The organism is Chryseobacterium sp. CH25, from assembly GCF_004119455.1.
Taxonomy (GTDB): Bacteria; Bacteroidota; Bacteroidia; order Flavobacteriales; family Weeksellaceae; genus Chryseobacterium.
Genome location: NZ_NRQT01000005.1, coordinates 419,985 through 434,449, shown reverse-complemented (window position 1 = coordinate 434,449; position 14,465 = coordinate 419,985). Strand labels below are relative to the sequence as shown.

The window sequence follows — 14,465 nt, the reverse complement described above, 5'->3', positions numbered from 1 at the left end:
CCAATTTTTAAGGTATGAAAAAAATTCTATTTCCTATTATTTTGATTTCTTCTTATATCTCAGCGCAGGCTCCTGCCGGATATTATAACGGAACAGCCGGATTAACAGGGTATGCACTGAAATCTAAGCTGCATGATATCATCTCTGAGAAGAATATCAACTGGCATTATGATGGTATTCAGCTTTTTTATGCACAAACCGATCTTGATAAATATTACGATCATGATGCAACCAATACGGAATTTTTACTGGATATCTATTCTGAGAAACCACTGGAAACAGATGCATATGAATACAAAGTAAATCAATTAGTAGCTGGTACTTCTATGGAAGGAATGGGGTATAATAAAGAACATATGATGCCGCAGAGCACATTTACCACCCTTCTTGTTGATACCAATAAAACAATTAGTGATTATCCCATGTTTTCAGATCTGAATTTTATCATCCCTGCGGATGCCAGAATTAATCAGTTGAGAAGAAATTACCCTTATGGAATAGGAAATAGCACCAATCACTACAATTTCACCAATGGGTCCAGAATATCAAATGCTGCAATTCCCAATTACCCTTATAAAGGAAGGGTTTATGAGCCGATTGATGAGTTTAAAGGAGATATTGCAAGGTCATTATTATATTTTGCAGTAAGATATGAAGGTAAACTAAGTTCATTTAATACTGCGTATAGTACCTCGGCAACCATAACGCCTTTAACAGATCAATGCCCGCTTGATGGTACGGAAGAAAGAGCAATTGATCTTCCTTATATTGAAATGTTGAAACAATGGAGCGCTGCCGATCCTGTTTCACAAAGAGAAATAGATAGAAATAATGCAATATACGCTATACAGAATAACAGGAACCCATTTATAGATCACCCAGAGTGGGTTAATATGATATGGTCTGAAACACCGGACGCAATTGCTCCGTCTGCACCAGGTTCCCTTGCTACCACTCAGCAGAATGCTTATTTTATTAATCTGAACTGGACAGCCTCGCCGGAAACAGATGTACTTGGTTACAAGATTTATGTGAATGGCTCAACTACGCCCATTGCGACTACTAAGAACACTTCTATAAGTATAGATCACCTTAATCCATCCACTACTTATACTTTTACTGTAAAAGCTTACGACAAGGGCTATCTTGAATCTCCTTTAAGTAATACTGTAACAGCAGCTACCATTGCATCAGATTCTTATGCGAAAGATCTGATCATTACAAAATACATTTCAGGAACCAACAATACCATGGTTAATAATAATGCCTTGGAAATCACTAATAAAACAGGCCACGAAGTTAATTTGAATGATTACAGAATCAATATTCAGCTTAAAAATACTCAGGGGAATTATTACCGTGCTGATACTTATGAGCTGGAAGGTAAAGTAGGGAATAATGAAACTTTTGTGATTCTGAATCCTAAATCCACTTTATCCTGTTATTCGAATAGTCAGGCTAAATTTGTAACCTCTTCAGATCCTATGGCCTTTAAAGGAGATAATTATGTAGAGCTTGCTTATAATGAATTTGTGACCGTAGATGCTATCGGAACTAAGTATACAGCTAATACCAATGGCAATGTTTCTTTGTATAGAAAAAGCAATATAAATCACCCAACTACTACATTTAATTTGAGTGAATGGGATTCTTATCCGTCTAATTACTGTCAGACTCTTGGAACTTTATCCACTTCAGAGCTTATTACTTCTGCAGAAAAAACTTTAAAAATATATCCAAATCCGGTATATGATAACCTTTTCATAAGTGGAGAAACGGAAAAAGTGAAAACAGCTCAGATTATTGATCTTTCCGGAAAAGTGATTTATACAGAGAAAGACCCGTTCAGAAATAAAAAGAACATTTCTGTACAGGGAATTCCTACAGGAACTTATCTTCTGAGACTGGATGACAGAGTAGAACAGTTTATTAAAAAATAAATTAAGAGATAGCAGCTGATCAACCTTGACAGGGTTTAAAACCCTGTCAAGGTTAGATCTACTGATTTTTTTGAAGTGATTACTTTGCTCGCAATGACCATTTAGCCCTGATAGTAGCGGTTACCCCACAGCAAGCAATGGGAAAGAATAGGAGCGAGGAGTATGAGCGGATAGCAGGAAACAGCTTCTTACATAAAAAACTATTAAAAAAGTTGAGTTAATATTCAGCTTTTTATTAAAATTTTCAATTCATTTTGTGTTTTTACGTTTTTCTTGTTTTATTCAAATCCTTGAAAACCTTGTGTTTATCATATAATCGATATAAGCAGATTCGCTAATAATCAATATCTATAAGTGTTTGTGCTTATATTTTTTATTTATAAGTAATTATGCTTATATTTGCAGTATGATAGCGGTCATTACCGGTGATATTATAAATTCACAGCATGCAGACACTGAAGTTTGGATTACCAGACTTAAAAATCTTCTCGAAACCTGGGGAAGCGCTCCCGGCACATGGGAAATCTACAGGGGAGATGAGTTTCAGTTTAAATGCAGTATTGACTCTGTTTTCTGGCATTTTCTAGCCATAAAATCCCTTATTAAAAGTCAGGAAAACCTGGATGTAAGAATAGCCATAGGTATTGGTGAAGAAAGTTTTTCTTCTGAAAAGATCACCGAATCTAACGGTACCGCTTACGTAAATTCCGGCCGACTTCTGAATGACCTGAAGAATGACGGGCACACGGTTGCCATTAAAACGTCAAACGATTCCGTAGACAGGGACCTTAATATTCTATTGAAATGGTCATCCAAAGATTTTGATAACTGGACTATGGCAACATCAGAAATTATTCATGAAATGATTATGAATCCGGATATTACCCAGGAAGATCTTGCTAAAAGATTTGCTATTTCACAGTCTTCTATCAGCCAGAGACTGAAACGAGCTAACTATGAGCTCATCGTGGAAACCAATCAGTATTTCAGAAAGAAAATATCCGAACTATAAGCATGATCTTTATCAAACTCATATTGGCACATCTACTCGGAGATTTTATACTTCAGCCAAATTCATGGGTTGCTGATAAGGAGAACTATAAACTGAAAAGCAAGTTTTTATACTTTCACGTTCTGATTCACACTGTTTTAAGCTTCATTTTTCTTTGGAATTTACAGCTTTGGTGGGTAGCCATTTTAATTGGAATTACTCATTTTATCATTGATGCTGCTAAACTTAGTTTTCAAACTATTAAAACAAAGAAAAGATGGTTTTTTATCGATCAACTTTTGCATGTTTTAGTGATTGCAGGAGCCTCTTTTTATTTCGGGGAATTTAACTTCAGCTTTTTACAGAATCAGGATGTTTTAAAGATACTAATGGCGGCTTTGTTTTTGACAACGCCGGCTTCTATTTTTATCAAAATCCTTTTATCATCCTGGACACCCGCTCCGGATGGTGCCAACTCTATTCAAACCGAATCTTTATCAAGTGCCGGAAAATATATCGGAATTTTAGAACGTCTGCTGGTATTTACCTTTATTATGGTGAATCACTGGGAAGGCGTAGGTTTCATGGTAGCTGCCAAATCTGTTTTCAGGTTCAGCGACCTTGCACAGGCAAAACAGAGAAAACTTACGGAATATGTATTAATTGGTACATTGTTAAGTTTTGGACTGGCTGTCTTAACAGGAATAATAATAAAATAAATCAATAAATCTAACTACAATTTAGAAAGTAAAATTATGAGTCAAAAGAAAGAAATGTTGTACGAGGGGAAAGCGAAACAAGTATTTGCTACCGATAATCCTGATGAAGTAGTAGTACGTTTTAAAGACGATGCTACAGCATTTAACGCTCAAAAGAAAGGCCAGGTTGACCTGAAAGGAGAAATGAACAATGCGATCACCACTCTTATTTTTGAATATTTAAATGAAAAAGGGATCAAAACTCATTTCATCCAGAAATTAGACGAAAGAGAGCAGTTGGTAAAAAAAGTATCTATCATTCCTTTGGAAATGGTAGTAAGAAACTACTCTGCAGGAAGTATGGCACAAAGATTAGGAGTGGAAGAAGGAATTAAGTCTCCTGTAACCATCTTCGATATCTGCTATAAAAAAGACGAATTGGGAGATCCGCTTATCAACGATCACCACGCTGTATTCTTAGGAGCTGCTACTTATGAAGAGCTTGATGAAATGTATGAATTATCTTCAGACATCAACGATATCCTTATTGAGCTGTTTGACAAGATCAATATCATCCTTGTAGACTTCAAAATTGAATTAGGAAAAACTTCTACAGGTGAGATCATCCTTGCAGACGAAATTTCTCCTGATACTTGCAGACTTTGGGATAAAGATACCATGAAAAAGCTTGACAAAGACAGATTCAGAAGAGACTTAGGAGAAGTAACTGAGGCATATGTTGAAATCTACAACCGTCTTAAAAACCTTTTGGTAAAATAAGATTGTAGAGAAAGGATATTATTCTGGAAGACAATTTGTTATTTAAAAACTAAAAATTAAAAACTGAAGTTAACTTAGACTAATTCCTGACATCTAATATCTAACTTCTAATTATTAGAAAAAATAGAAATGAAAAGTTTAGACATTCATAAAAGTGAATATTTAAAACAGTTTGAAAACCAGGTTTACGGAAGAAACCTTTTCAGAACTCAGGAGGAGGAGAGATTAGATGCTCCTAATGAGGAATGTGGAATCTTCGGTCTTTATTCAGATGAAGATCTGGATACGTTTTCTCTTTCACAGTTCGGGCTTTTTGCACTACAGCACAGAGGCCAGGAAGCTTGTGGTATTTCCGTTTTAAAAGACGGTAAAATTACCAATATGAAAGATGAAGGACTGGTTTTAGACGTTTATAAAGACATTCAGGAACCTGAAACTTTTATGGGAAATTCTGCAATTGGTCATACCCGTTATACCACAGCAGGAGATAAAAAGAAATATAATTTCCAGCCATTTTTCGCGAAAAACGAATATGACCAGATTATACTTTCTATAGCGCACAACGGTAACCTTACCAATGCGAAGGAATTAAAAGCGGAATTAGAAGCTGAAGGCGTAGTTTTCAGAGCAACTTCCGATTCTGAGGTGATCTTAAGATTGATCCAAAAAAACCTTGATCTTGGTCTTCGTGGAGCTATTAAAGCAACTATGGAGAAGATTGAAGGAGCCTATTCCGTAGTGGGAATGACAAGAAATAAATTCTTTGCGTTCAGAGACTTCAATGGGATTCGTCCACTAGTTTTAGGAGCTATTAATGAGAACTCTTATGTTGTAGCTTCCGAATCTGTAGCATTAGATGCTGTAGGAGCTCAGTATGTACGTGATATTCTTCCTGGAGAAATCATTTATACTAATGAAAACGAGCCTGGAAAACTTCATTCTTATATGATGGATGAAGCGAAAGGAAAACAGAGAATCTGTTCTTTTGAATACATCTACTTCGCAAGACCTGACTCTACTCTTGAAAACATTAATGTATATGAGATCAGAGAAAAGTCCGGTGAAAAGATTTGGGAGCAGGCACCTGTAGAAGCTGATTTGGTAATTGGTGTTCCGGATTCCGGAGTTCCAGCTGCTATCGGTTTCTCAAAAGCTTCAGGAATCCCTTTCCGCCCTGTTTTAATTAAAAACAGATACATCGGTAGAAGTTTCATTGTTCCTACACAGGAAATGAGAGAAAGGGTAGTAAACCTTAAGCTTAACCCGATTATTTCAGAAATGAAAGATAAAAGGGTAGTGATCATTGATGACTCTATCGTTCGTGGAACAACATCCAAGAGATTGGTTAAAATCTTGAAAGATGCAGGAGTAAAAGAGATTCACTTCAGAAGTGTTTCTCCACCAATTATTGCTCCATGTTATCTGGGAATTGATACTCCATCAAAAGATGATCTGATCTCAGCGAATATGACTACAGAAGAGCTTAAAAACTATTTAGGAGTAGATTCTTTAGAGTTTTTAAGCATAGATAATCTAAAAAGCATTTTAGGATCTTCTAATCACTGCTTTGGATGTTTTACAGAAGAATATCCGGTAGGAAAAGGAGAGGAAGCAGTATTATTTAATTAATATTTCTTACATAAAACAGAGAGCCAGGTAGTAAATGCCTGGCTCTTTTTGTATTCTGTCATTCCGAGGAACGAGGAATCTCAAAACACGCTATTAAAAGTTTCCAATACCAACAAAACAAGGTAAAATGTAGCAAAACCTTAATATTCCTGTATTATACAATACACAGGTAAATTTTAATTTTATAAGATTAAAATTAAAAGGATATGAAGAACGCATTTTTATCAGGTATATTTCTTATTGCTACTCAACTCTATTCAGCACAATCTTTCGATAATCAGGCTCACCGCGGTGGAAAATCTCTTTATCCGGAAAATACTGTTCCGGCTATGAAAAACGCCTTAAAAATGAATGTAAGAACCCTGGAAATGGATTTAGCTATCACAAAAGATAAAAAAGTAATTCTTTCGCATGATGCCTTTCTTTCCCCTGAATTAATTACCAAACCGGATGGAACTTATATTCCACAAGATTCTGGTTTTTATTACAAAATTTACGATATGCCTTATTCAAAAATTCGGACATTTGATGTAGGCCAAAAGAAATTGGACAACTATCCCGATCAAAAGAAAGTAAAGGTACAAAAACCTCTTTTCTCAGATATTATAGATGCTTGTGAATCTTATTCCCGTGAGTTGAAAAGACCTTTGCCTTATTATAATATAGAGACTAAAACACGTCCTTTCTCAGATAATATCTTTCATCCGGAACCTAAAGAATTTGTAGACCTGATGATGAAGATTATTGTAGAAAAAGGAATTCAGGACAGGGTTATTATCCAGTCTTTTGATCCCAGAACATTGGAAATTATTCATAAAGAATATCCAAAGATAATGACGGCTCTACTTGTAGAAAAAGTAGATGATAAAAAATTAGAGCAGCAACGGGCTCATTTTAAGAATATTCCGGTAGAAAAGTTCAAATTATATCCAAACCATTTAAATGGAGTAGCAGGAGATATGAAGTTCTTGAGCTACACTCCAACCATTTATAGTCCAGATCATAGATTGGTTACTCCTGAACTTGTACAGGAATGCCATAAATTAGGAATGAAAGTGATCCCATGGACTGTGAATACCAAAGAAAGATTACAGGAGTTAAAAAGTATGGGAATAGACGGGGTAATTAGTGATGATCCAAGAATCTTTGAATAATTAGTTCAGCCTATATCCCAAAAAATAAATAGCCGGAAGAAATTCTTCCGGCTATTTTATGCGATACAGAAATCTGTATCTAAGTTAAAAAATTGGTTTATTTTTTATTAGAACTTATAGTTCAGACCTAATTGGAAAACTCTGTTGTTGTTTTCAGCAGCTGGTCTGCTCTTTTCGATCTTTGTTAAGCTGTTGGTATATCTAGCACTGATTCCGATATTATTAGTAATATCATATCCTAAACCAAGACCTAAACCAAAGTTGAATCTGTTGATATTATCTTTATTGATATCATCAGACTGAGATTGTGATGTAGTAGTAGTTACTCCTCCGGTAGTACTTGCTACAGTAGCTTCTCCTTTAGTTTTCCCGTTGATAAAGTAGCTGAATTCAGGACCTGCTTCAATATAGAACTTGTCCATAGGTCTCATCTGTACCATTAAAGGAACTGAAATATAGTTCATTGTTACTTTGCTTTCTCCTTTAGTTTTTACAGTAGTTGCTCCTGTAGTTGTTTCTGTTGAGTAAGCTACATCTCTTGCCCCCATTTGGTTATATAAAACCTCTGGCTGGAAGCTGAACTGTTTAGAGATAGGAATGTTTACAAAAGCTCCGGCATGGAAACCTAATTTCTGGCTGTTCATTCCGAATGATTGCTCACTGAAATACGCTGAGTTTCCTCCGGCTTTAATACCAAATCTGATAGGTTGAACGTCTTTTTTAAGAGGTGATGTATTTACAGTTGTTGATTCCTGAGCAAAGGCTAATGTACCAGCAGTTAATGCCAGTCCTAAAAATAACTTCTTCATAATTTTATTTTTTAATTTTTACTACTTGATGGTCTTTCAACCATTCGCGGTTTATTTTGCAAAATGCTTGCCAAACTCAAAAAACCTAGATACAAAGCCATTTTCGAGAGATTTTTCAATTAAAAAAAAGAAAGATTATGTTCCGTTTTATATAAAATATTTCAACACATATAGAATATTTGTGATAAATTTTATGTTAAACTTATTCCATATCAATATAAATATTAATTGGTGTTAATTATATACTTTATAAAGATGAAAAACTTTTATTTCCAGACTTACCCCTGAAAATAAAAAGCCAGGCATTAAAAATACCTGGCCTACATCGAAAAATAATAAATATCTATTTGAATTTATATGCTACACCAACCTGAAAGGCATTGTTTCTTGCTTTATAAACGTCAAAATTACTCTTCATAATATTGGTAAGTCCTGCAGTAAATCTTGCTGTTACCCCAAATTGTGGTGTAAAATAATATCCTGCACCAACACCTATTCCAACATTAAACCTGTTAAAACGATCCATATTTATTTTGCTTGAAGATGTTTCACTTTGATAAGATGTGAAATTCCCCTCTCTTTCAGTAATTGTAACATCTCCTTTTGATTTACCACCTAATAGAAATCCGAATTCAGGACCAGCCTCTACATAAAGCTGAGGAAGGATATTATACTGTACCATAACTGGTAGAACAAGATAATTCAAGTTTGTTTTATCGTTTACTTCAACGCTAACCATTCTATTTCCTTGTGTCTCTCTATATCTTGCTTCAGATTTTGATCCTAACTGGCTGAAAAGAAGTTCAGGCTGAATACTAAATTTTTCTGCTACTGGTATATTTACAAATACTCCTGCATTAAAACCTGCTTTCATCTTCTGATCATTATCATAATAACCATCTTTATCATCATTTCTAGAAATAGTGGTTGCATTAAATCCCGCTTTAACCCCAAAGGTAATAGGAGAAGATGACTTAGTTTTTTCCTGTGCATTAATAAAAAGGCTCCCTGTAAATGCCAATCCTATGAATAATTTTTTCATGGTTATTTAATTAAAATTTCAACCCACCTGTAGCAAAACTCCCGCCAAAGAGATAAAAGTTGATAAAAGTCATATAAAAGCGAAAAAGTCAGATTTAACAAGTAAACCTGACTTTTTCTATTGAAATCAAAATGTATTATATTTATGTTGGAAATATTAATCTAATATTCCCATTGTCTATTTTTCAGTCTTTAATCAATATGTAATAAAATTTTCTATACGATTTTAAAATTAATATTTGATATTAAAATCATAAAGTAAAAACTGTAGTATAAATATACTTTAAAAACAGATATAGTTAATACTCTATACGCAAATTTCTTGCCAAAAAATTAAAATAGAGGAGTAGAGATCAAAAAAACCGGATCAAATAAATAATCCGGTTATAATTTTCAATTAAAGCTAAGTGCTAAGCTTAGAATTTATAAGCTAAACCAACTTGGAAAGCTCCATTTTTGTTAGAGTCTGAACCGCTAGGTCTGTTTTTTGCAGTATCAGTTAATCCAGCTACATATCTTACGTTCACACCAATGTTCTGAGTGAAGTAATAACCAGCACCAAGTCCTAAACCAAAGTCAAAACCTTTAGTAGAATCTTTAATATCTACAGAACTAGAATTATATTTTAATTTTGCACCTACTAAGAAACCGAATTGAGGTCCTGCTTCTAAGTATAAGTTAGGAAGTGCGTTATACTGGAACATTACCGGTACAGCAATATAATCTAAATTAGCTTTTACATCGCTATTGGATTTAGCTTTCGCACCCATTCCGCTATATAAAACTTCCGGTTGTACAGAGAAATCCTGAGCTACTGGAATATTAGCGAATGCACCTGCATAGAATCCTGCTTTTGAGTTCCATCCGCTTTCAGTAAAGCTAGAAACGTTAAGACCTGCTTTTAATCCAAATCTAACTGGAGATGAAGCTGTATTTGATGATGTTTTTTGTGCGAAAGAGAAAGTTCCTGCTACTAATGCAAGACCAAAAAGAATCTTTTTCATAAGTTTATATTTAATAGTTTTTAAGTTTTGTTTAACACTTTCTTTATAATCAAATCGCGTGCCAAAAAATAAAAACAACTTTATTTAACTTTATAATAGAGTATTAAGTAGAATATTTAGAAATTTATTTTACAGAATAACACTCATAATCCGTTAACATAATTTAAGATTTATAATAAAAAAAAGACCAGATTAAAAATTTAACCTGATCTTTTATTGAATATAAAATTTGTTACTGAATGTTAAATAGCTTAATTAAATTTATAAGCTAATCCTACCTGGAATACATTATTTCTGATAGCATCAGATCCGTTAGGTCTGTCTTTTGCAATATCCGTTAAACCGGCAACATATCTTGCTGTGATTCCAAAGCTTGGAGTGAAGTAATATCCTGCTCCTATACCAATCCCAAAGTTGAATGTATTCAGGTTGTCTTTATAGTTATCTGTAGTAGACGACTGCCCTGTAGATTCATTTTTAACTTTGTTCTTAGCACTTACCATGAATCCGAACTCTGGTCCAGCTTCTAAATAAAGGTTAGGAAGTGCATTGTACTGGAACATTACCGGTACTGTAATATAATCTAGCTTAGTAGAATTTGAGATGGTTGTGCTGTTGTTTAACTTATAGTTAGACTTCTCTCCATACTGAGAGTACAATACCTCTGGCTGGATGCTAAATGAAGTGGCTACCGGAATGTTGGCAAATACACCTGCATTGAATCCGATTTTAGATTTTTGATCGTCCAGCCCTTCAGTTTTTGAAAGTGAAGAAACGTTCATTCCTCCTTTTACCCCAAATGATACAGGGCTAGAAGAAGTTTTTTGTTGAGCGAACGCTAATGTTCCTGCAGTTACTGCTAATCCTAAAATTAACTTTTTCATAACTTTAAATTTTTAATTTTACTCTTTCTTAATTTTAAATTTTACTACTTGTTCACATTTCTGTTGAACGCTGGAGATCTTTCAAATTGCTTGCCAAAAAATATTTCTCGATATAAAATCAGTAAAAATTTCAATAAAAAAACACTTGTTTTTATTATTTAATAATTTGATTATCAAATCATTCTGTTTTTAAATAAACATTTGTTTAGAAACCGTCTAAATTGACAATTTTGTCAAAATTAATAAGCAGTGCAGTTCGGATTTTGATAAACTCAGGGAGTATTTTCCTGTTTGTTATAAAAAAACCACAGATTCAGAAGTATTTTTTTATTTGCAGTCTGCCTTTATTATATAGAACCAATTTCTTTAAACAGCACAGCTAAAACCTGTTTATCTCATTTTGCTTTATTAATTTTGCAGATCATTATAAAATGATAACCTGATACTCTTACAAAACAGATCATCAAATTTTGTAAGGATTCGCTAATCTCTACAATATGAAAAAGTGCACATTGCTGCTGTTATTTCTTTTCTTTGAAAATACTTTCCAGGCCCAGGTGGGTATTAATACCAGAACACCTAATCCTTCTTCCGTACTTGAGGTTGTTGGTTCTGACAAAGGAATATTAATCCCCCGAATCGCACTGACCGGAAGTTCGGATACCATGACAATACCGTCTCCTGCCCATTCTTTAATGATTTACAATACTTCTTCTACCAACGGAATGGCTCCAGGATATTATTACTGGAGTACAACTGCCGGACGATGGACAAAAGTACTGGATGATTTAACACCTATCGTGATGACTGGATGGAGTCTTACCGGAAACTCAGGTATGGTAAACGGAGTTAACTTTATAGGAACTTCTGATAACGTAGACGTTATTTTTAAAAGGAATAATATCGTATCTGGTGTATTAAATTCAACCAATACTATATTTGGAGTAAACAGTCTGACAGCCAATACAACCGGTCTTAATAATACTGCAGTAGGTGTCAATAATTTAATTTCAAATACCATTGGAAGTATGAACACAGCCATAGGAGCAGAGGTATTAAGCAGTAACAAATCCGGAATGCAGAATACCGGCTACGGATATCGGGCGCTATATTCTAATCTGGATGGAGGTAATAATGTGGCCAATGGTTACTTTTCACTTTTTTCCGCTAAAAGTACTATAGGAAACGTAGGTGTTGGAGCCAGTTCACTCAGGGAGCTGATCTCCGGCGATCACAACATTGGAGTAGGCGGGGATTCTTTCCGGATGCTTCCGGGGGGAAGAGGAAATACAGCGATTGGGGGATTTGCAGGATATAATTTAAATGCAGTTAATAATTATAACACGTTTATCGGTTTCCGGGCAGGTGCAGGACTTGTTTCCGGAAAAGCAAATACCATTATCGGAGCTAACGTAAGCGGATTACCTGCTTCGCTTTCAAATAATATTATCATTGCTGATGGTGATGGAAACAGAAGAATCAATATCGATCAGAACGGAAATATTGGTATTGGAACAGATACTCCTAAATTTCCTTTGGATATCAGGTTAAAGACTGCCTCATGGCCTTTGGCTGTATCAAGTCTTACCTATTATGGAATAAGCCCGGATTTGGGTTCTCCAGACGGGATATTAACTACCTATCCGAATTATACCAACGATATAGGAGCTTTCAATACTAATACGTCTATTTATGCAGATGGAAATATTATATCGGTAGGAAAACTAAGTGTGGCACAAACCTCTCTTTTTTCAGATAAAAGGATCAAAAAGATCATAGGGAAATCAGACTCTTCAAAGGATTTAACAATTTTAAAAAAATTGGATATTACTGATTATCTTATGAAAGATGAGGCTGTGTACGGAAATCAGGAATTTAAAAAGGTCATTGCCCAAGAAGTGGAAGCTGTATATCCACAGGCAGTCAGTAAAAATAGTATAAAAACTTTTATTCCCAATATTTATCAGTCAGCCCAACAAAATAAGTCAGTTTTTACCTTTGAAAGACCTATTGCTATTTCTAAAGAAGATAAATTTCTTAAAATATTTGATGAAACCGGGGAAATTATTCTGAAAATTAAAAACAGTACACCAAAGAGTATTACAGTACATTTGGAAGATAAGAAACTTAAAGGAAAACTATTTGTTTACGGTACTGAAGTATCTGATCTGAGAACAGTAGATTATGATGCCTTATCTATGCTGAATATTTCGGCAACTCAAGAGCTGGTAAAAAAAATAGAAGCATTAGAAAGTGAAAATAAAGCATTAAAAAAATTGAATATGGAAATGCAGCAAGCACAGACCATTTTTGAAGAACGCTTACAACGTCTGGAATCTTCTTTTCGAAAATAGAGTTTTTAAATAGTAAACCCTGCTGGAAAATAGCAGGGTTTGACGTAATATGATGTTCAGATAATACTCTATAAAAAATGGTTATGCATCATTCAGTTTTCTATAGAAAGATAATGATTCAAGAATGTTTTTCTGGCTGCATTGGAAATCATAGTTACATTCACCAATACCGGTAAGGAGAGAGAAATTAATTTTACTGTCTACATTCTTTTTATCATTTAAAAGTAATGCCGTAATGTCTTCATCTTTAAAATCACTGATATCCAAATAAGGATAATATCTCTGTATGTTTTCAATGATTATTTTTGAATCTTCCTCTGAAATAAGATTTTCAAGATGAGCAAGATGGGCTTCACAAATCATTCCCAATGCAACAGCTTCACCATGAAGAATAGGATTTCCCTGCTGTAAACAAAGACTTTCCACTGCGTGACCTATTGTATGCCCGAAGTTCAGGGTTTTTCTGATGTTGCTTTCGTGGAAATCCTTTTCTACAACGTCCTGTTTAATATCCATAGAATTTTGGATATAAGGGGTTACGGCTTCCACATCAAGTTTATGAATCTGAATCAGCTGCTTCCAATGCGCTTTATCTGCAATAAGGCCATGTTTCAGCATTTCTGCAAACCCACTTCTTAATTCTTTAAAAGGTAATGTTTCAAGAAATTTTGGATAAATAAAAATCTGCTCCGGGAAAGCAAATGTTCCCACCATATTTTTATAATGCATCAGATCAATTCCTGTTTTCCCACCAATAGAAGCGTCACACATAGATAAAAGGGTCGTAGGGATATTGATAAACTGTATTCCTCTTTTATAAGTAGAAGCTACAAAACCACCCATATCTGTAATTACACCGCCACCAAGGTTGATAACCAAAGCTTTTCTGTCTGCTTGCATTTCTGTAAGAATTTCCCAAAGCTGGTTGGCAGTCTGGATATTCTTCATTTCTTCTCCTGCTTCAATCTCCAGAATTTCAAACCCAAGATCGGTTTCCATATTGCCTAAAAGAACGGGAAGGCAATATTCATGAGTATTTTCATCCACTAAAATAAAAATTTTACTAAATGTTTTTTCGTGAAGAAAATCGTTAAGCTGTGAGAAATTATCGTTTAATATTGTTATCATCTTCAAAAATAAGTAAGGTTAAAATGTAAACTATAGTGCAAAGTTATGATTCT

At 34.4% G+C, this 14,465-nt stretch carries 12 protein-coding genes; 7 read left to right on the top strand and 5 right to left on the bottom strand.

The window, feature by feature from the left end:
* Positions 1–14 precede the first annotated feature (14 nt).
* The 6 genes from BOQ64_RS14875 to BOQ64_RS14850 all read left to right on the top strand — a co-directional run bounded on the left by BOQ64_RS14875 (position 15) and on the right by BOQ64_RS14850 (position 7,192).
* A complete protein-coding gene (locus BOQ64_RS14875) occupies positions 15–1,940 on the top strand; it encodes an endonuclease (RefSeq protein ID WP_129057602.1) in 1,926 nt (641 codons plus the stop codon).
* A 406-nt stretch (positions 1,941–2,346) separates the two neighbouring features.
* A complete protein-coding gene (locus BOQ64_RS14870; RefSeq protein ID WP_129057601.1) occupies positions 2,347–2,952 on the top strand; it encodes a SatD family protein in 606 nt (201 codons plus the stop codon).
* 2 nt (positions 2,953–2,954) lie between these two features.
* Positions 2,955–3,650, top strand: coding sequence for a DUF3307 domain-containing protein (locus tag BOQ64_RS14865; RefSeq protein WP_129057600.1), 696 nt, complete (start codon positions 2,955–2,957; stop codon positions 3,648–3,650).
* A gap of 36 nt (positions 3,651–3,686) precedes the next feature.
* Positions 3,687–4,409 carry a phosphoribosylaminoimidazolesuccinocarboxamide synthase gene (purC, locus tag BOQ64_RS14860; RefSeq protein WP_129057599.1) on the top strand — a complete coding sequence of 241 codons (723 nt, stop codon included), beginning with the start codon at positions 3,687–3,689 and terminating at the stop codon, positions 4,407–4,409.
* 129 nt (positions 4,410–4,538) lie between these two features.
* Positions 4,539–6,038 (top strand): amidophosphoribosyltransferase, encoded by a 1,500-nt coding sequence (gene purF / locus BOQ64_RS14855; protein ID WP_129059745.1) that lies wholly within the window; start codon positions 4,539–4,541, stop codon positions 6,036–6,038.
* Between the two features lie 206 nt (positions 6,039–6,244).
* Complete coding sequence (locus tag BOQ64_RS14850; RefSeq protein ID WP_129057598.1) at positions 6,245–7,192, top strand: glycerophosphodiester phosphodiesterase family protein; 948 nt, start codon at positions 6,245–6,247, stop codon at positions 7,190–7,192.
* Between the two features lie 107 nt (positions 7,193–7,299).
* Here the strand turns inward: BOQ64_RS14850 and BOQ64_RS14845 are convergent, their stop codons facing one another.
* The 4 genes from BOQ64_RS14845 to BOQ64_RS14830 form a co-directional block, all read right to left on the bottom strand.
* Positions 7,300–8,001, bottom strand: a complete 702-nt coding sequence (locus BOQ64_RS14845) for a porin family protein (RefSeq protein WP_129057597.1) — start codon at positions 7,999–8,001, stop codon at positions 7,300–7,302.
* A 343-nt stretch (positions 8,002–8,344) separates the two neighbouring features.
* Positions 8,345–9,043: a porin family protein gene (locus tag BOQ64_RS14840; protein WP_129057596.1), complete on the bottom strand. Its 699-nt coding sequence runs from the start codon at positions 9,041–9,043 to the stop codon at positions 8,345–8,347.
* Positions 9,044–9,458: 415 nt separating this feature from the next.
* Complete coding sequence (locus BOQ64_RS14835) at positions 9,459–10,046, bottom strand: porin family protein (protein ID WP_129057595.1); 588 nt, start codon at positions 10,044–10,046, stop codon at positions 9,459–9,461.
* Positions 10,047–10,297: 251 nt separating this feature from the next.
* Entirely contained in the window at positions 10,298–10,930 is a 633-nt protein-coding gene (locus BOQ64_RS14830) for a porin family protein (protein ID WP_129057594.1), read from the bottom strand.
* Positions 10,931–11,427: 497 nt separating this feature from the next.
* Here BOQ64_RS14830 and BOQ64_RS14825 point away from each other — a divergent pair, with 497 nt between their 5' ends.
* Positions 11,428–13,284 carry a tail fiber domain-containing protein gene (locus tag BOQ64_RS14825; RefSeq protein ID WP_129057593.1) on the top strand — a complete coding sequence of 619 codons (1,857 nt, stop codon included), beginning with the start codon at positions 11,428–11,430 and terminating at the stop codon, positions 13,282–13,284.
* An 81-nt stretch (positions 13,285–13,365) separates the two neighbouring features.
* Here the strand turns inward: BOQ64_RS14825 and aroB are convergent, their stop codons facing one another.
* Positions 13,366–14,412 carry a 3-dehydroquinate synthase gene (gene aroB, locus BOQ64_RS14820; RefSeq protein ID WP_129057592.1) on the bottom strand — a complete coding sequence of 349 codons (1,047 nt, stop codon included), beginning with the start codon at positions 14,410–14,412 and terminating at the stop codon, positions 13,366–13,368.
* Between the last annotated feature and the right edge of the window lie 53 nt (positions 14,413–14,465).